The sequence below is a fragment of the Streptomyces aidingensis genome, from assembly GCF_900112355.1.
GTDB classification, from domain to species: domain Bacteria; phylum Actinomycetota; class Actinomycetes; order Streptomycetales; family Streptomycetaceae; genus Streptomyces; species Streptomyces aidingensis.
Genome location: NZ_FOLM01000007.1, coordinates 1 through 18,176, shown reverse-complemented (window position 1 = coordinate 18,176; position 18,176 = coordinate 1). Strand labels below are relative to the sequence as shown.

Sequence of the window (18,176 nt, the reverse complement as noted above, 5' to 3'; positions counted from 1 at the left end):
CAGCAGCATGAGCGCTGATGCTCCGCCGGGGCCGCCGATGGAGGGGACCGCGTCGGTACACAGGGCACGGGTGTCCGCATACGCGGCTGTGGGAGCACGGCTGTCCCTGTTCAGCGATCGGCAACGTGCCGACGCCGTGGCTGCCGCGCCGGCTCTGGGCTCCGGCATTGGCGGGCAGGTCGGCGCAGATGGAAATCGAGGGGAGACAGGTCTTCGTCAAGCGGGTGCCGCTGACGGACATCGAATTGCAGCCGGAGCACCTGCGGCCGACGGCGTACCTGTTCGGGCTTCCGCTCTTCCACCAGTACGGGGCGGGGTCGGCGGGGTTCGGCGCCCGGCGCGAGCTGGCCGCTCACATCATGACCACAGGCTGGGTCCTGAAGAACGAGTACGCGGGTTTCCCTCTGCTGTATCACTGGCGGGTCTTGCCCGACTGTCCTCCTGCCGGCTTCGCCGACGAGTTCGGCGGTGTCGACGGGGCCGTCGCGCATGGGGACGGGTCACCGGCCGTGCGCCGTCGGCAGGAGGCCATCGGCCGGTCCTCCTTCAGCCTGGTGCTCTTCTTGGAGCATGTGCCTCAGACGCTCGCCCGCCGGCTTCTCCAAAGACGTGACACGGCCCAGCCGGACGCGCCTGGGGCATCGTCCTTTCGGTGGGTTGAGGGCGAGCTGCTGCGAGGGACGGAGTTCATGAGCGCGCATGGACTGGTCCACTTCGACACGCACTTCGCCAACCTGCTCTCCGACGGCCGGCAGGTCTACTTTGCCGACTTCGGCCTTGCGCTGAGCCGCGAGTCCGAACTCTCCGCGGCGGGGGCGGACTTCCTCACGGCGAGGCCGCCGAGGGGGCGGGGGCCGGCGGCTCGTTCGGGTGAAACCGCCCCGCCCAGCCCTCTGGCCGGGCCAGGATGGGAGGCCGTACCGGCACGGCGAGTTGAAGGGAGCCCGGCCGGCAATGTGGAGGGGTCTGGACCCCCGGGAAGAATCCGCCGCGTTCGAGGGCGCGCTGCCGTGGCTGCGCCCGGTGGGGGAACCGGCCCGCGAGGCGCTGAGGAAGCTCGACCGCCCGCTGGCCGCCTGGTGCCGCACCAGTGAGGCGTACCTGTTCGACTCCGGCGCCTACGACGCCGGTTTCGCCGACGAACCCGGCGGCCTCTCGCCCCTGGAGAAGCAGATCGCCCAGCTCCCGCCGCGGCCGCAGTGGGCCATGGAACGCGTCTGGCTGCCCGGTGCCGAGACCTCCCCGCAGCACGAGGAAGCGTACGAGCGGGCCTGTGTGCGGATCGCGGGGCACCGGCTGCACCCGCGCTGCCCGGCGCCTGCACCACCCTCGCCTGCCACCGCGCAGGCCTGCACGACGTACACGACGACGAGGACGGGGACGGCGTCGAGTCGGTCCCCGGCGATGTCACGGCCGCCCTGGAGTGGGCGACGGCCGGGGTGTGTGTCCTTCAGCAGTCCCTGCCCCACCCCCTCCGCGACGTCCTCCTCCACGGCGAGGCCGACAACCGCCCCGCCCCTCGCATCCTGTTCGCCTACGCCGTCCTGCTGCGGGTGAGGGCCTCCGCGCGGCCGACTTCTGGTCCACCTCAGCCCCATGGACAACATGGGCGCCCGCTTTCTCGCCCCCGGCGGCCCCGCCCTCCACACCCACTGACACCGCGCAGGAGCCGGGACGCCGCGGCGTCCCGGCTCAGCCCTCGCCGTCCGGGTTCCCGGTGTCGAGACCGGCGGCCCGCAGCGCCTGGACTAGCCGGGCGGTGTCCTCCGGGCTGCGGCTCGGGCAGACCGCCGCGGTCTGACGCGCCCGGTCGTCACCGTGGTGTCACCGGTCTCCGCCCAGCAGGGCGTTGCACTCGCGCTGCAGACCGATGTCCCTCCACATCGGGTGCTGCGGGGCGGTGTTGGAGCAGACGACGGCACCGCGTACTCCGGCTCGGGCGGCTCCGGCGACGGCCCGGCGGCAGAAGGCGGACCCGACCGGGCCTGCCTCGAAGCTGCTGTGCAGCGGTGTGTAGCCGATCCAGCCCTCCCCGAAGACGAGCGGGACACCGGTTTCGGCGGCCCAGTCGGCGGCCGCCGCCGTCCACAGGGCGAGGGTGGCCTCCATGGCCGCCCGGTGCAGGGCGTACCGGTCGTAGAGCCAGGCGTCGAAGCGGTCGGGGTCGCACCAGTCGTGGATGTAGACCTCGCGCCGGCCGACGATCGTGGCCTCCAGGCGCCACCGGTCCTCCTCCGGCGGCAGCCATTCCTCCAGCCGGGGCGCGCCGGGGCGCAGCAGTTCCCGCTCGGCCCGGTCCTGCGGGAACGGCCGGGAGGGGTCGCGCAGCGCGTAGGTGTCGAGGAGTTCGTCGAGCACGCCGTAGACGTACGGGTGGAAGACCGCGACGTCGACGTTGCGGGGGACGCCGCGCAGGGAACCGACGGGGACCTCGGCGTAGTTGACGGTCACGGGGCGGTCGGGGTGGCGCTGGCGGAACCGGGCCAGCCCGCGCTCCAGACGGGGACGGAGCGCCACGACAGGGTCCTCGTCGGCGGCCAGGCCCTCGGTCAGGCGGCCGGCCTGGACCTCGTTGTGCAGTTCGGTGAAGGCGACCCGGTCGTCCAGCCCGCCGTGGCGGGCGAGGAAGTCGATCAGGTCGGCGAGGGCGTCGGCGAGGGCCTCCGCCCGGCGCTCGGGCTCGATGGCCGTGATCGCGTCGAACCAGGAGCGGTCGGCGGCGAAGGACGGTGACTGCTGGTACTCCCAGCTGGAGAGGATGACGAAGCAGTCGTGCCGGCGGGCCGCCTCGAACAGGGCGAGCAGATGCGCGCGGGCGTCGATCTCCGTCGTGCCGCGCACGTCGTACCAGCGGACCCGCTGACCGTAGTCGCCGCCCAGCGGGCCGAGGCGCAGCCGGGTGGTGTCGACGCCGGTGCCGGACAGCAGCAGGGGCATGGCGCAGATCCGGACGGTGTTGTACCCGCGTTCCACGGCCTCGGCGAAGGCCCGGTCGAGGTCGGCGAAGGGCTCCCCGGGACCGGTGCGGGTGTACCAGGAGAAGTCCCACAGGGAGATGGTGAGGGCGGAGGGAAGGTGGGCGGGCAGCGGCGTGGGCATGGACGAGGATGCCTTCCGTGGTTCCGTGCGGAGATAGGGTGAGGAAGGGAAGCGCAGGGGAGCCGCTCAGCTCTTGGCCGCGCCGGCGGTCAGCCCTTCGACGAGCTGCTTGCGCAGCAGGAAGAGGACGGGCAGGCTCGGGACGGCCGCGAGGACGGTCCCGGCGAGCACCAGGTCGTACTGGCGGCCGGCCGTCCCGGAGAGGGCGTGGAGGCCGAGCGGCAGGGTGTAGTCACCGGGTGAGCTGACCCACGGTATCCCGTCCACGGTGCAGGGGGCGAGCCTGAGGAGACCGTCACCGAGCGGGCGGGCGGTCTCGGAGAGGTCGACGAAGAGGTTCTCGGCGGTGCCGTACCCCATCACCCGGGGGTACTGGTCGATGACGGTGCCCGCGAGGTCGGGGTGTTCTCCTCGGCGATCGCCTGCGCCGTCATCCGGGTGACGATGTCGGCCGGGGCGGCGCTGGTGATCCGCATCCGGTAGTCGAAGCGGGATCCCCGCACCGGCGTCCGGTCGCGACCGCCTTCTCGTACGTGGTGGCGTATCCGGGATCGTGCGTCCACAGGGAGACGTCCGCCGGCCCGGACGCGACGGGTGCCGCCGGGGACGTCGCGCACGCCGACAGGGCGCCGGGCGGCCATTCCGAGGCCCAGTCCAGCCGCACCGCGCGGCAAGGGCCCTGCGGCCGGGGTCAGTCATGGCCGGCTCCGTCCGCGGCGCGCACGGTGGCCCGGTGCACGTGGACCAGGCTCACCCGGTCCACGCAGGCCCTCTCCCGGGCCGCCGCGAGACCGTCGCGCACGGAGGCGTCGACGTACACCTCGCTGTCCTCGGCCAGCGGCAGGACGCGGATCTCGACACCGTGCCCGGCGGCCTCCTCGGCGAACCGGCGCAGGCCGATCTCCCAGTCCGGGCCGTACCAGAAGTGGTCGGCGACCAGCCGGCCGCCGATGTACGCGCGGGCCACGTCGCCGGTGTACGCCACCCGCAGCAGCACCTCGCCCCGACCGGCGAACGCCTCGCGGGGCACGGAGACGTGGTACACGACCGCCGAGTCGAAGTCCTCGTCGCGCGGGGCCGACGCCCGGTCGTGGGAACCGCCCGTCCGCGCGGGCGGGACGGTGGCTTCGGCGCGCACGCAGGTGACCGTGGGTTCCGCCGCGTCGCCGGGGAGGGCGAGCGGCCACCGGGTGAAGGCGCCGTCGGCGGCCGGAGCGCCCAGACCGGTGCCGGTGAGCGAGTCCGGCGCGGGCAGGAAGGCGAGGGACGTGGTGGACGCGGTGGTGTGCAGACGGAGTTCGTCGCCGTCGGCCAGGACGAGAGCCTCGCTGAGGACCAGGCGGTCCTCCCCCTGGACGTGGACCCGGTTGACGGTGAGGGCCTGGTGCTCGTCCACGACGAGTACGCGCACGCGGCCGGCGGGTCCGTGGATCGTGAGCAGGGCGTCCGTGCCCGGCTGCGGCACGGACACCAGGGTGCCGTCCGCGTCCGCCCGCACCTTTGCGGGACCCGCCACCCGCAGGCCCGCGGGCAGGGAGAGCGTCACGGGAACGCCGGCGGTGGCGGCCAGCACTGCCGTGGGGACGCCGTCCACCGGGAGCCGGGTCACGGGCTGGGCGGTGGCCCAGTCCAGGACGATCCCGTGGCCGAGGTCGTGGCCGATCGGCCAGACGAAGTGGGCGCCCGACGGGAGGGTCACCGGCCGGTCGGGCAGGGTGACCGTGCGCCCGTCGTCCAGCCGCACCCGGAAGCGGGCGTCGTCGTGGCGGGGCAGGGGCTCGTGCGGCTGGTGGTTGTTGACGAACAGGAAGCCGCGCCGGCCGTCGGAGCGGACCGTCCAGCGCAGGGTGGTGCGGTCGTCCAGTCCGTCGGGCCCGGCCTCGGGCGGCGCCGGTTCCATCCGGGCCAGGTCGGCCCCGCAGTCCCGTAGGAACAGGTGGTGCAGGCGCAGGGCGTGGAAGGAGGGGCGCACCTGCCCGTACTCGCCGAGGGGGGCCTGGAAGTCGTAGGTGACCGCCGGGAGGTCGTTGGGGTAGCCGGTGTCGTGCGACTCCTGGTTGGGCCGCTCGTGGTCCAGGCGCTGGGAGGAGCCGTGGTACAGGTAGTAGCCCTGCCACACCGAGCCGCTGCCGAGCTTGGCCAGCGCCAGCGAGGTGATGTCGGCGGCCGGCACCAGGGGCCTGCGGTGGTAGGCGATGGCCATGCCGCCGCCCAGCTCGCAGGTGGCGTAGGGGTAGCGGCGGTCGTCCGGCCCCGTGCCGGCGGGGGCGTGGGACCTGAGGTCGGCGCCGATGGCGTGGTCGTCGCGGATGGGCGTGAAGAAGTAGTGGCGGCGCGTGTGCCGGGCCCAGCCCTTGTGCGCGTCCTCCCAGAACGCCTCCGGGTAGCCGCCGTACAGCGGCAGCAGGACATCGGCGGGGAGGTCGGCCGCGCCCCAGGCGGTGGCGGTCCACAGCGGCGCCCGCAGGCCCGCCTCCTCGGCCGTGCGCCGCAGCGTCGCCAGGTGGGCGGGCTGGTCGTACAGCTCGTTCTCCACCTGCACGGCGACGATCGGGCCGCCCTCGTCGTGGGAGAGCCCTCGCAGTTCCCGCGCGATGCGGGTGTAGTAGGGGCGGACCAGGTCCAGGTAGGCGGGATCGTCGGTGCGCGGTGTGCAGCCGGTGTCCGCCAGCCAGCCGGGGAATCCGCCGTTGCGGCATTCCCCGTGCGCCCAGGGGCCGATCCGCACCACCACGGCCAGTCCCAGTTCCCCGCAGAGTCCGACGAAGCGGCGGACGTCGAGCCCGCCGTCGAACCGCAGGACGCCGCGGTGCTCCTCGTGCTGGTTCCAGAACAGGTAGGTGGCCACGGTGTCGACACCGCCGGCGCGCATCTTCAGCAGCTCCTCGCGCCACTCGGCGGCCGGGTAGCGGCTGAAGTGGAACTCTCCGGTGACCGGTATCCAGGGATCGCCGTCCCGTTGGACGCATCGGCTGTCCACCGACACGGCCCGCGGCGTCCCGGGCGCGCTTCCCATGGGGAGGTGTCCCGTGAGCGGCGGGGACGGTGTGCGGACGTGGGACAAAAGCATGACAGGCGGCTCCCGTGCCAGTGGCTCCTCGAAGTGGGGTTCATCCTCAGTGCCGTTCACAGGGCTGTCAAGATGTATTCATAATTAACGACCAGCGCTATCATGGGCCGCGTTCGCGCCTGCGGCGCCCACCCCGCGCGCCCGAGGCGTGCCCGACCTCAAGGAGATGGCGGCATGGCGGCCTACAGCACCCGGGGCGTGCACGGACAGGTGGTCCAGTCGCTCGGAGCGCGCATCGTGGGCGGCGCCGTGCCCGAGGGGGCGACACTGGACGTGCGGGCGCTGGGGGAGGAGCTCGACGTCAGCCTGACCGTCATGCGCGAGTCGCTGAAGGTGCTGGCCGGCAAGGGGCTCGTCGACGCGCGGCAGAAGCGGGGCACGTTCGTCAGGGGGCGCAAGCACTGGAACCTGCTCGACGCGGATGTCATCCGCTGGCGTGTCGAGGGGGGTGCCGGTGAGGAACTGATGCGTGACCTCGCCGACGTCCGCTCCATCATCGAGCCCGCGGCCGCCCTCCGTGCCGCCCTGCACCGGACGGACGCCGACCTCGGGGCCCTGGAGGCGGCGCTTGACCTCATGGGGCGGGCCCGGGCGGACTCGGCCGTCGCCGCCGAGGCCGACGCGGCCTTCCACCGCGCGCTCCTGGCGGCCACCGGCAACGAGATGCTGGCCCGCATGGACATGCTGCTCGAGCCGGGCCTGCGGGAGCGCGACCGCCTCGTCCACGCCCACGCCTCCGTCGGTGACCCCGTGCCGAGCCACCGTGCCGTCCTCGACGCCGTGCGCGACCGCGACCCGGCCCGGGCCGAACTCGCCATGCTCGGCCTGCTGGCGAAGGCGGTCGAGGACCTGGATCACGTCACCGGGCGGACGGCCGACCCCGCGGACCGCGAGTCCCCCCACGGGGCCCGCTGACGCGGCGGCGGGGGCGGGGTGTCGCCGGACGGTCGCCGTGGCCGGGCGGCCTGCCCTTTGTGAACGGTACCTCAGGCGGGCACCTTGACCCGACTCGATCATTCATAAATTCATATTTAAGACTCTCGTGGGGTGGTCATGCTCGCCGACCGCCCCGGACCCGACCCGTCCGCACCGCAGCCCTCGGAGCCGCCCATGCCGTCCACGTATCCGCAGCCCTCCGGAACAGCGCCCCGCTTCGACGGACGCGTCGCCGTGGTCACGGGAGCAGCTGGGGGGATCGGCGCCGCGATCGCCCGGCGGCTCGCGGCCGAGGGAGCCCGCGTCCTCGTCGCCGACATCGACACCGCGGAAGGGGAACGCACAGCCCGCGCCATCCGGGACGCCGGCCACCAGGCCCTGTTCCACCCGACCGACGTGAGCGACGAGGAGTCCTGGGCCGCGGCGCTGGAGACCGTGCGCGGCGCCTACGGACCCGTCTCGGCCCTCGTCTCCAACGCCTACGCCGTGCGCGTCGCCCCCGCCCACGACACGACGCTCGACCAGTGGAACCAGCAGCTCGGTGTCACGCTCACCGGCGCCTTCCTCGGCTTCCGGGCCTGCCTGGACGACCTGCGCGCCACCCGCGGCTGCGCCGTCCTCATCTCCTCGGTGCACGCGCTGGCCGGACTGCCCGGCCGCCCCGCCTACGCCTCGGCCAAGGCCGGACTCACCGGTCTGGCACGCCAGTTGGCGGTGGAGTACGGGCCCGGCGTACGGGTCAATGCCCTGCTGCCCGGACCCGTGCTCACCCGAGCCTGGGACGGCATCGGCGCGGAGGACCGGCGGCGCAGCGCGGAGCAGACCGTGGCCGGACGGCTCGGCAGTCCCGAGGAGGTGGCCGGGGCCACCGCCTTCCTGCTGAGCGACGACGCCTCCTTCGTCACCGGCGCCTCGCTGGTCGTCGACGGCGGCTGGAGCGCCTACAAGACCTCGTCCTGAACCGTGCCCGCCCCGCGGGGGACGCCCGTGCCCGGCACCCCGGCCGGCCGGCGGTACCCGGCCGCACCAAGGAGAAGCATGAAGATCACCCGTGTCGAGACCTTCGCCGTGCCGCCTCGCTGGCTGCTGTGCCGCGTCGAGACGGACGACGGCGTCATCGGCTGGGGGGAGCCGGTGGTCGAGGGCCGCGCCGCCACTGTCCGCACCGCCGTGCGCGAACTGTCCGAACTCCTCGTCGGGCGGGACCCGCTGCGGATCGAGGACCATTGGCAGACCATGACCAAGGGGTCGTTCTACCGTGGCGGCCCGGTCCTCTCCAGCGCGGTCGCCGGACTGGACCAGGCGCTCTGGGACATCGCGGGCAAGGTCTACGGCGCGCCGGTGCACCACATGCTCGGCGGCCCGGTGCGCGACCGCGTACGGGCCTACACCTGGGTCGGCGGGGACGAGCCCGCCCAGATCGCCGAGGCGGTGCGGGAGCAGGTGGAGGCCGGTTTCACCGCGGTGAAGATGAACGCCTCCGGGCGGATGAACCGGCTGGCGACCGCCCGGGACATCGACGAGGTCGTCTCCCGGGCGGCCGCCGCCCGCGAGGCACTCGGTGACGACAAGGACTTCGCCGTCGACTTCCACGGCCGGTTCACGGTCGCCAACGCGGCCAAGGTGCTCCCGCATCTCGCCCCGTACAACCCGCTGTTCGTCGAGGAACCCGTACTCCCCGAGTACACCCACCGGCTGCGCGACCTGGTCGGGGTGTCCCCGGTGCCGCTGGCCACCGGGGAGCGCCTCTACTCGCGCACCGACGTGCTGCCCGCCCTCACCGCCGGGGTGGCGGTCCTCCAGCCCGACCTCTCCCACGCCGGCGGCATCTCCGAGGTCCGCCGGATCGCCGCGCTCGCCGAGACCTTCGACGTGCTCCTCGCGCCGCACTGCCCGCTGGGCCCCGTCTCGCTCGCCGCCAGCCTGCAAGTCGCCCTCAGCACACCGAACTTCCTCATCCAGGAGCAGAGCATAGGCATCCATTACAACGTGGGCGCCGGTCCGCTGGACTACCTGGTCGACACCACGCCGCTGCGCTTCCACGACGGCCACCTGCTGCGGACCTCGGCCCCGGGCCTCGGCGTCGAGGTGGACGAGAAAGCGGTCCGCGCCGCCGACGACACCGTCGCCCACTGGCATAACCCCGTCTGGCGGCACACCGACGGCTCCTTCGCCGAATGGTGACACCCGCCCGCCCCCGACCCTCCCGGACGTGAACATGAAACCCCCGCACACCGTGCACGCCGACACCTTCCCCGCCGTGCTCCGGCGCACCCGGCTGGCCGCCATCGTGCGCGGCCCGGACGCCGACGCCGCGCTGCGCACGGTCATGACCCTGCTGGACGAGGGCGTGGCCCTCGTCGAGGTCTCCCTCAACACCGCCGACGCCCTCGGCGTCATCCGCCGCGCCGTCGCCGAGGCGGGCCCCTCGGCCCTCGTTGGGGCGGGCACCGTGCTCACCGAGGACGACGTCGCCCGCGCCCGGGAGGCGGGCGCGAGCTGGATCGTGACCCCCGCGCTCACCGAGTCCGTGGCGGCCTCCGTCCGCGTCGGACTGCCGGTCCTGGCCGGCGCCCTCACCCCGACCGAGGCCGTCGCCGCCCGCGGGGCCGGGGCCGACGCCGTCAAGCTCTTCCCCGCATCAGTCGGCGGATCCGCCTACCTGAAGGCGCTGCGCGACCCCTTCCCCGACCTGCCCTTCGTGCCGGTCGGCGGCGTCGACCTCACCGGCGCCGAACAGTACCTTTCACATGGCGCGGTCGCGGTCGGCGTCGGCTCGCCCCTGGTGGGCGACGCCGCGCACGGCGGCGACCTGGACGGCCTGCGTGCCCGCGCCCGCCGCTTCGTCGCGCTCTGCGCCCACGACCCACTGCGGGAGGAGGCGTGACCGCCGCCCCGGGGACCGCGCCCGTCGACGTGCTCACGTTCGGCGAGACCATGCTCACCGTACAACTGCCCGGCCCGCTGGCCGTCGGTGCCGACGCCCGCACCACCGTCGCCGGCGCCGAGTCCAACGTGGCCATCGGCCTGGCCCGGCTGGGCCACCGGGCCGCCTGGGCGGGCCTGGTCGGCGACGACGAGCCCGGCCGCCTGATCCTGCGCACGCTGCGCGGCGAGAACGTCGGCACCGCCCGTGCCGGCGTCCGCCCCGAGGCGCCCACCGGCGGCATGCTCCGCGAGCGGCGCGTCGCCGACCTGGTGCGCGTCCACTACTGGCGCAGCCACTCGGCCGCCTCGCTGCTCACCCCCGCCGCCCTCGCGCCCGCCCTCGACGACGGCGCCCGCGTCCTGCACCTGACCGGCATCACCTGCGCCCTCGGCCCCGGCCCGCTGGAGGCGGCGCATGAGGCCGCCGCCCACGCGCACGCCCACGGCTGGACCGTCGCCCTGGACGTCAACCACCGCCAGCGGCTCTGGACCGCCGAGGACGCGGGCAAGGCCCTGCTCCCGCTGCTGGAGCACGTCACCGTCCTGATCGCCTCGGACGACGAACTGCCTGTGGTGACCCACGCCTTCGCCGAACGGCCCGAGGGGGAGGAACGGGCCGTCGCCGCGCTGCTGGACGCCGGAATGCGCGAGGTGGTCGTCAAACGCGGAGAAGAGGGAGCCGCCCTCCACAACCGGAACGGCTCCCGGCACACGGTCCCGGCTCTACGGGTGCCCGTACGGGACACAGTGGGGGCGGGCGACGCGTTCTGCGCCGGATACCTCTCCGGCCTGCTCGACGGACTCCCGCCGGCCGCACGCCTCACCCGCGCCAACACGCTCGGGGCCTTCGCCGTCGCCTCGGACGGCGACTGGGAGGGGCTGCCCCGCCGCGACGAACTGGAGCTGCTCGCCGCCGCCCCGGGAACCACGATCCGCTGACCGTCCGCCCACGACCCCTCGGAGCGCCTCACCATGACCGCCCTGACGCCCCTGACCCTGCCGGACCGCCTGGACTCGGCGAGGGCGTCCGCTGGACCGACGGCGGACTCGTCTGCGTGGACATCCCCCCGGGCCGTCTCCTGACACCGGACGAGGACGGCACCGCCCCGCTGCGGACCCCCGCCCGGCTGGACGTCCCCCCCCTGGGCGCGGTCGTCCCGGTCGCCGACCGGCCCGGCACCTGGATCGCGGCTGCTGGCACCGGCGTCTGCCTGCTGGACCCGGGCACGGACCCCGAGTGGCTGGCCGTCCCCGAGCGGGACGCGCCGACCCCATGCGGATGAACGACGGATGCGCCGACCCGCACGGCCGATTCTGGGCCGACAGCATGGCCTACGACGGGACACCGGACGCGGGCTCCCTGTACCGGGGACCGGCCTGGAGTGGCGCGGTCACCCGGGTCTTCGAGGGCATCACGATCCCGAACGGTCCCGCGTTCGACCGCGACGGCACCACGATGTACCCGGCGGACAGCGCCCGCGGACCCGCACGGCCCCATTCCGCGGACCCGCGCGACGGCGGCCTCGGCGCGGGCGAGGAGTCCGTACGGGTCGACGACGGCAGCCCCGACGGCATGACCGTGGACGCCGAGGGCGCCCTGTGGACGGCGGTCTGGGGCGCCGGCGAGGTCCGCCGCTACCTGCCCGACGGCACACTGGGGACCGTACTGCGCCTGCCGGAGACCCAGCCCGCGGGGATCTGCCTGGGCGGCGACGACGGAAGCACCCTCTACGTCACCACGGCCCGGGTGGGGCTCCCCGAGCCCGGCCCGTTGGACGGAGCCGTGTTCCGGGCCAGGGTGGAGGTGCCCGGCCTGCCGACGGCCGCCTACCGCTCCACGGAGGCCTGACCGCCGTGCACACGTATGTGCCCGGCACCATGGGACCGCCCCATGATGCCGGGCACAGGTGCGGGGCAACGGGTCAGCCGATCATGGCCACCGATCCGAGCACGTCCACCTCACAGCACACCTCCAGGCGCACGGCACCCGGTCCGGCCGGCTCCCGCGTCCAGTACCAGGGGAGCGCCCGCCCCGCACGTGCCGAGCGGCTGCCGCCGGAGCACCCGGCCGGCCGTGTCCCGCAGCAGCAGGACCGCGGAGCCGCCGCCCGACGGCACGCACCCGCCGGCCACCTTCCCCCGGCGTACGTGAGCGGCTCGCTCCACCAGGCGTGTACGCCGACCGCGGTCACCCCACCGAGACGGGGGCCCAGCGTCATCGTGCCGTCGAGGTGTGCCGAGTCCCGGGAGCCAGTTCCCGGTACGGGCCGAGGGCCTTGCACTCCGGTCTCCACCTCCCGCACATGCCGCTCCCGGGCCAGCGCCCGCTCCCGCACCGAAGCCGGCAGCGACTCCAGCAACCCCAGCGGCGGCATCCGCGCCACCTCGGGCGCGCCCATCACCTCGAACCCCGGAGCCGGCGAACAACAGCGACAGCAACATCGCCATCACCGCACCGTCCTCGTCGACCAGCCGTACCTGCCCACTGGTCAGCGCCGCCACCGTCCAGATCCGGCCCTCGGACCGCACTGGCATCCCAGCTCGACCACCGGCCCCCTCGCCCTGCCCGGCCTCACCACGAAGCCTCCGCCCACACCGGCATCCGCTCTTGCACCGGCGCGCCCAGACCGGCCGCCAGCCCGCCTGCCCACAGCGCATGGAACACCGTCGGCAGCCCCACCAGCGGATCCCCGACCCGCCCGGGCCGCCGACGCCCACGAAGCCGCCGCCGAGGGCCTCCTCACCCCGCTGCGCGCCGAACTCCACCTGCCCGCACACCTGGACCCGCCCCGCGCCGCGCAGGCCGCCAGGGCCGCACTGCCCGCCCTGCATACCGCCGACACCGACAGCTGCACCAACGCGGCCCGCCGCCTGCGCCGCCGGGCCCGCGACCACCACACCCAGGCCGGCCCCGCCCGCGCCCGGGCCGCCGCACTGCGCACCGAGGCCGCCCTGCGCACCGCCCTCCCGCCGTTATGTTTTCCGAGGTCCTGCAAGAGGACCGCTGGCCTCCGGGCCCGGCATGACTGTTCCCCCCTGTCGAACGGATGACCTGGGGGGTGGTGTCACCGGGCCCGAGAGGCGCCGTTGGAGACGCTGATGAGAGGTCCGACTACCGCCTGGCCCGGCGCAATGCCCGGCCGCTTGCGGGCGGCAGGTCTGCATAACGTGGATGCGCGCATACGACGCCAACGCCCTGGCCAGCACCGCACGAACCCCGTTCGGGAGGATGGGTTGGACCACATCGACGACGTGGGGGTCTTCCTTGGCCTGGACGTCGGCAAGAGCGCCCATCATGGGCACGGACTCACCCCGGCCGGCAAGAAGGTCTTCGACAGACAGCTGCCCAACAGCGAGCCGAAGCTGCGGGCGGTCTTCGACAAGCTGGCCGCGAAGTTCGGCACCGTGCTGGTGATCGTGGACCAGCCCGCCTCCATCGGAGCCCTCCCTCTGACGGTCGCCCGGGACGTCGGCTGCAAGGTCGCCTACCTGCCCGGCTTGTCCATGCGGCGGATCGCCGATCTCTACCCGGGCGAGGCGAAGACCGACGCGAAGGACGCGGCCGTGATCGCGGATGCCGCACGGACGATGCCGCACACCCTGCGCTCGTTGGAGGTGACCGACGAGATCACCGCCGAGCTGACCGTGCTGGTGGGCTTCGACCAGGACCTCGCGGCCGAGGCGACCCGCACCTCCAACCGGATACGCGGCCTGCTCACCCAGTTTCACCCCAGCCTGGAGCGTGTCCTTGGCCCGCGCCTGGACCACCCTGCGGTGACCTGGCTGCTGGAACGCCACGGCTCCCCGGCCGGCTTGAGAAAGGCCGGACGTCGCAGGCTGGTCGAGGTGATCCGGCCCAAGGCCCCGCGCATGGCCGCCCGGCTGATCGACGAGGTCTTCGACGCCCTCGACGAGCAGACCGTCGTGGTCCCGGGCACCGGCACCCTCGACGTGGTGATCCCGTCTCTGGCCCGTTCACTCGCGGCCGTCCACGAACAGCGACGAGCCCTGGAAACACAGATCGGACAGCTGCTGGAGGCTCACCCTCTTTCCAAGGTCCTGACGTCGCTGCCCGGCGTCGGCGTCAGGACCGCCGCCGCTTTGCTGGTCACCGTCGGCGACGCAACCAGCTTCCCCACCGCCGCCCACCTGGCCTCCTACGCCGGCCTGGCCCCGACGACCAAGTCGTCGGGGACCTCGATCCACGGCGAACACGCGCCCAGAGGCGGCAACCGGCAGCTCAAACGGGCAATGTTCCTGTCCGCATTCGCTGCACTGCACGATCCCGCCTCCCGCACCTACTACGACCGATGCCGCTCCCGCGGCAAGACCCACACCCAGGCCCTCCTCCGCCTGGCCCGCCAGCGGATCAACGTGCTGTTCGCGATGCTCCGCGACGGCAACTTCTACGAACCCCGAGGCCCACGCCCCGCTTGACGAAAGACATAGAGGCACCCCCCCGTGGCCGCTGCCGAGGAAGCCGCCCGCACTGCCGGGCAGTCGCCCGCCCGGCCGGCGGGAACAGCGGCCCCGGCTGTGCCCGGCCCGCCCCGCCCCGGCCCCGCACGGACCCGCTGACCACCCCCGACCCCGCCTCCCCGGTGGAGACGGCTGAAGGGGCCAACGGCCCGGCCCGGCTGCGCGCCCCGCCCCGGCTGGCACCCCGGCCCGGCCCGCTGCCACCTTGACCCCCGGGCTTCCGGGGGGGGGCGGGAGACGGCCGTCTCCCGGGAGGCGCACAACCGCTCCGAACCGCTTTGCAGATCCACCTGGGAACAGACTGCGGATTCCCGGCGCGGACAACGAGCCCACAGCAACCCCGAGAAGGCCCCTGAAAGTGGCTGTGAGCCACGCAGGGGGACGGTACGTATCCCCGCACATGGCGGATCGCGAAACGAAACAGATCTCCGCCGGGATTGTTCCCCGGAAAAGCTGCCGGTATTTGAGATCAGGATCTAAACTCTCGCGAGTACACGGTTTGTGCGCCGCCTGTAGCGGGCATAACGCGCGGGGCGTGTACGGACGAAGAAGGGCCGCCCCTCCGAAGAGAAGCGGCCCTGGTGCGGTGACCGCCGTGGGGGCCCCTACAGGGGCGGCTGGCGGAACAGGTCGAGGAGCAGTCGGCCTGCGTTCGCGAGGAACGATCCCGCCACCAGCAAGAGCCTGAGCCGGCTCCTGCGGCGGTCATCACGAGGCGCCGGATCGCCGTCCATGTGTTCGCCTCCTTCTCTTCCGGTCCGATACAGACGGTGCGACCGGTCAAGGACACGTAACAGGCGGCGAAAGTCACCGAAGTGACCATACGTCTTCCCCGGTCGGCCGCGCAGGAAATCCGTTATCCCGATTCCGGCGGGATAACGCCCCGCCGTGCGGAGACGTCTTGTCGGCGAGCGTTTGATGTGATCAGGCAGGGCTCGGGTGACCTGGGCTGATCAGTTCGTGCGGGGCGGCGACGGGGCCGCTCTGCGGCGGGGGAGTGTGGACGCCATCCCGTGGTCAGAGGTTCGTGATCTGCGGCTTTGTCAGATACAGGGAGCGTTGACCAGGACTGACCAGGTCTTGTGTGCGGTGGTCGGGGCTGCTGCGCGCTGCTATGCCGCCGCTGCTGCGCGCCGGGAGGTTGCGGGTGGGTGAAGCGGCTTACCCGCGGCACCGGTTGGGGGTGAGGATGGGTGCCATGGGGTCGGGGGCGCGTACGGCGGGGGTGGCGTATCAGTTCCGGCACCGGGAGTTGCAGGACTATCTGGCGCGCACCGCTGCTGCTTCGCCGTCGGGACCGCCGGTCACAGGGTGAGCGCCGGCGTGGTGCGTGGCCGGGGCCGGGCTGTGCGAGGTGCCGCCCCGGCTCCCGTCTCCCCGCCTTCAGCGCGGCACCGGCTCCGCGAATGCCGGGAGCCCCGCACCCAGACGGCCGGGACTCCCGGGTACAGCCGGGGCTGCGCACTCAGAAGCTGCTTGCGAGTGCGCAGCCGGGGTTGTGCGCGGTCGGCGTCACAGGCTGAGCAGCACGTCGCGGACTGCGGCGGGCCGGGACAGGAACGGGTGGTGGCCGGTGTCGAGCTCGACGGTGGTGCCGGCCCGGCGGGCGAACCTGCGCTGGAGGTGCGGCGCGGTGCCGCGGTCCTGGGCGCAGACGAGATACGTCGAGGGCACCTGCTGCCACGCGGCGGCCTTGACCGGCTGCCCGGTCACCTGCACACTCTGCCGGGCGAGGTGGTGCGCCGCCTGTTCCTGGACCTCGGGGTCGCAGTCGTGCAGGAACGTATCCGCGAGCAGTTCGGGGCGGACCGCGAAGGTGCCGGTGCCGGGATCGGTGTCGAGGAACGGAGCGGGGCCGCCGTCTGCGAATTCCGACAGGCTCTGACCGGGCTCGGGCAGATAGCTGGAGATCAGCAGCAGGTGGCGTACCGCCGCGATTCCCGCGGCGGCTTCCGCGATGACGATCCCGCCGTAGCTGTGGGCGACCACGACGGTCGGCTCGTCGCCGCCCTGCAGCACCTGCCGTACCGCGGCGACGTCGTCGGACAGGCCCGGGCCGCCGGCACCGCCGGGCACGCCCGTCTCGCCGCAGCTCGGAAGCGCCGGTGCCAGGCTCGGCACCCCCCCCGCTCCCGCAGCAGCCCGGCGGTGCGGTGCCACCACCACGCCCCGTCCCGTACGCACGCCCCGTGCACGAACACAACCCTCACCGCTGCCTCCAGGTCTGCCTCGGCCGTCCTTCCGACAACGGTAGACGTAGCTGCCGTTACGTGAAAAAGTCGCCCCCCATGGGCAGACGACCGCAACCGCACATCAAGGAGAAGCTGCTCGACGCCTGCACCGACCACGCCCTGGCGCACGGTCTCCCCGACCGGCTCGAGCCGCTGGCCACCGCCACCGGCACCTCGGCCCGCATGCTGATCTATCATTTCGGCACCCGTGACGCCCTGCTGCGGGCCGTCCTCGGGCGCGCACGGCAACGCCAGCTCGACACGTTCGAAGACCTCCTGCGGACACGGCCCGGCGAGCCCTACACGGCCACCCTGGACCGCGCCTGGACCTTCATCACCGGCCCCGACGGGCGGCCGTACCTGCGCATGTTCGGTCAGCTGCGCGAGAGTGCGGAACAGCAGCTGTGGCCCGGCTTCCGGCGTGCCGCGACGACCGACTGGCTCGGGCCGCTCGGGAACGGCCTGCGCAGCATCGGCCGGCCGGATCTCGCCACGCTCGTCCTCGCCGTGATCCGCGGACTCCTGATGGATCTCGACGCCACTGGCGACGCCACCCGCACCGACCGGGCCTTCCGGGATTTCCTCGGCGCACTCGAGAACCTGTCCGGTGACCTCCGCCCAACCGCCCGCCGCGCCCGGGAGGCCGGTGCCCGTGTCGAGACCTTGCCGATGCGGGCCGGGGCGGCGCCTGCACCTGCACCGGCGAAGGAGCCGCCGCTGTGAAGAACCGACGAAGGGCTGACGAAGGAGTGCACGTGATCTCTGTCCGTGAGGTCGGGATTCTGGCCGGCAGTGCACATGCCGGGCAGACCGACAAGACCGGAGTGCCGTACACCGAACATGTCCGGGCAGTGGCCCGCCGGGCTCGGCCCGTTCGGTGATGAACTCATCATGGCGGGCCTGTTGCACGACGTCTTGGGAGACACCGACTGGACCGCCGGGCGTCTGCGGGAAGCGGGCGTGCCGGCCCAGGGCCGTCGAGATTGTCGAGGCGGTGACCAACCAGGCGAGCGGGAGCGCCTCGCGGCAAAGTACCGCTGCGCGCGCCCAGCTGTGGCCGGCCGCGGACCGGAACGACGTCGAGGCCATCGTCCGCATCGTCAACCCGTCGCTGCTCGCCGAACTGGACGCCCGCTGCTGATCGCACCTTCCTACAGGGCAAGGGCGATGGCGGGGCGCCTTCGCATCCGGGGTTCCGGCGGGCTGTGCGAGGTGCCGCCCCGGCTCCCGTCTCCCCGTCTTCAGGGCGGCACCGTCCCGCGAACGCCGGGAGCCCCGGACCGCTCAGTCCCGGGCCCAGGGGGCAGCGCCGACCGGGTGGGTGGGGATTATTCCCAGTGGATGCCGAGTTCGTTGAGTTGTGCGGCGCGCTGCGGGGTGAGCGTCCCCCGCCTGCTCTTGACGTTGGAGATCCACACACCGAGTTTCACGGG

The 18,176-nt window shown here is 73.4% G+C and carries 15 protein-coding genes and 1 pseudogene; 11 read left to right on the top strand and 5 right to left on the bottom strand.

What is annotated here, in order from left to right:
• Window positions 1-37: 37 nt before the first annotated feature.
• Window positions 38-830 (top strand): annotated as a pseudogene (locus BM242_RS14010) (protein kinase family protein); the annotation flags it as partial.
• A gap of 994 nt (window positions 831-1,824) precedes the next feature.
• Here the strand turns inward: BM242_RS14010 and BM242_RS14000 are convergent.
• From BM242_RS14000 to BM242_RS13990, 4 genes are all read right to left on the bottom strand, one after another.
• Complete coding sequence (locus tag BM242_RS14000) at window positions 1,825-3,099, bottom strand: cellulase-like family protein (protein WP_093839155.1); 1,275 nt, start codon at window positions 3,097-3,099, stop codon at window positions 1,825-1,827.
• 66 nt (window positions 3,100-3,165) lie between these two features.
• The gene (locus tag BM242_RS30230; RefSeq protein WP_245834073.1) at window positions 3,166-3,459 is read right to left on the bottom strand and encodes an ABC transporter permease family protein; all 294 of its coding nucleotides are present in this window, start codon (window positions 3,457-3,459) and stop codon (window positions 3,166-3,168) included.
• Window positions 3,459-3,602, bottom strand: coding sequence for a hypothetical protein (locus BM242_RS29400; RefSeq protein WP_175541409.1), 144 nt, complete (start codon window positions 3,600-3,602; stop codon window positions 3,459-3,461). Before BM242_RS29400 ends, BM242_RS30230 begins: the two co-directional genes overlap by 1 nt.
• A gap of 188 nt (window positions 3,603-3,790) precedes the next feature.
• Window positions 3,791-6,115 (bottom strand): beta-galactosidase, encoded by a 2,325-nt coding sequence (locus tag BM242_RS13990; protein ID WP_245834072.1) that lies wholly within the window; start codon window positions 6,113-6,115, stop codon window positions 3,791-3,793.
• Between the two features lie 228 nt (window positions 6,116-6,343).
• Here BM242_RS13990 and BM242_RS13985 point away from each other — a divergent pair, with 228 nt between their 5' ends.
• The 8 genes from BM242_RS13985 (at window position 6,344) to BM242_RS13955 (ending at window position 14,470) form a co-directional block, all read left to right on the top strand.
• On the top strand, window positions 6,344-7,084 hold the full coding sequence (locus BM242_RS13985; protein WP_093839153.1) for a FadR/GntR family transcriptional regulator: 741 nt from the start codon (window positions 6,344-6,346) through the stop codon (window positions 7,082-7,084).
• A gap of 195 nt (window positions 7,085-7,279) precedes the next feature.
• Window positions 7,280-8,065, top strand: a complete 786-nt coding sequence (locus tag BM242_RS13980; protein WP_093839152.1) for an SDR family NAD(P)-dependent oxidoreductase — start codon at window positions 7,280-7,282, stop codon at window positions 8,063-8,065.
• A 78-nt stretch (window positions 8,066-8,143) separates the two neighbouring features.
• Window positions 8,144-9,289: a galactonate dehydratase gene (gene dgoD, locus BM242_RS13975; protein WP_093839151.1), complete on the top strand. Its 1,146-nt coding sequence runs from the start codon at window positions 8,144-8,146 to the stop codon at window positions 9,287-9,289.
• 34 nt (window positions 9,290-9,323) lie between these two features.
• Window positions 9,324-9,992: a bifunctional 4-hydroxy-2-oxoglutarate aldolase/2-dehydro-3-deoxy-phosphogluconate aldolase gene (locus BM242_RS13970; RefSeq protein ID WP_093839150.1), complete on the top strand. Its 669-nt coding sequence runs from the start codon at window positions 9,324-9,326 to the stop codon at window positions 9,990-9,992.
• The gene (locus BM242_RS13965) at window positions 9,989-10,972 is read left to right on the top strand and encodes a sugar kinase (RefSeq protein ID WP_093839149.1); all 984 of its coding nucleotides are present in this window, start codon (window positions 9,989-9,991) and stop codon (window positions 10,970-10,972) included. The genes BM242_RS13970 and BM242_RS13965 overlap by 4 nt, the downstream gene beginning before the upstream one ends.
• 116 nt (window positions 10,973-11,088) lie before the next feature.
• On the top strand, window positions 11,089-11,316 hold the full coding sequence (locus tag BM242_RS31030; protein ID WP_342746964.1) for a hypothetical protein: 228 nt from the start codon (window positions 11,089-11,091) through the stop codon (window positions 11,314-11,316).
• Window positions 11,313-11,882 (top strand): SMP-30/gluconolactonase/LRE family protein, encoded by a 570-nt coding sequence (locus tag BM242_RS31025; protein ID WP_342746963.1) that lies wholly within the window; start codon window positions 11,313-11,315, stop codon window positions 11,880-11,882. The genes BM242_RS31030 and BM242_RS31025 overlap by 4 nt, the downstream gene beginning before the upstream one ends.
• A 1,385-nt stretch (window positions 11,883-13,267) precedes the next feature.
• Entirely contained in the window at window positions 13,268-14,470 is a 1,203-nt protein-coding gene (locus BM242_RS13955) for an IS110 family RNA-guided transposase (protein ID WP_093839148.1), read from the top strand.
• 1,554 nt (window positions 14,471-16,024) lie between these two features.
• Here BM242_RS13955 and BM242_RS13950 read toward each other — a convergent pair.
• A complete protein-coding gene (locus tag BM242_RS13950; protein WP_245834071.1) occupies window positions 16,025-16,633 on the bottom strand; it encodes an alpha/beta hydrolase in 609 nt (202 codons plus the stop codon).
• Between the two features lie 167 nt (window positions 16,634-16,800).
• Here BM242_RS13950 and BM242_RS13945 point away from each other — a divergent pair, with 167 nt between their 5' ends.
• Both BM242_RS13945 and BM242_RS30225 read left to right on the top strand, forming a co-directional pair.
• On the top strand, window positions 16,801-17,466 hold the full coding sequence (locus tag BM242_RS13945; RefSeq protein ID WP_245834070.1) for a TetR/AcrR family transcriptional regulator: 666 nt from the start codon (window positions 16,801-16,803) through the stop codon (window positions 17,464-17,466).
• A gap of 271 nt (window positions 17,467-17,737) precedes the next feature.
• Window positions 17,738-17,884, top strand: a complete 147-nt coding sequence (locus tag BM242_RS30225) for a hypothetical protein (RefSeq protein WP_245834069.1) — start codon at window positions 17,738-17,740, stop codon at window positions 17,882-17,884.
• Window positions 17,885-18,176: the final 292 nt, after the last annotated feature.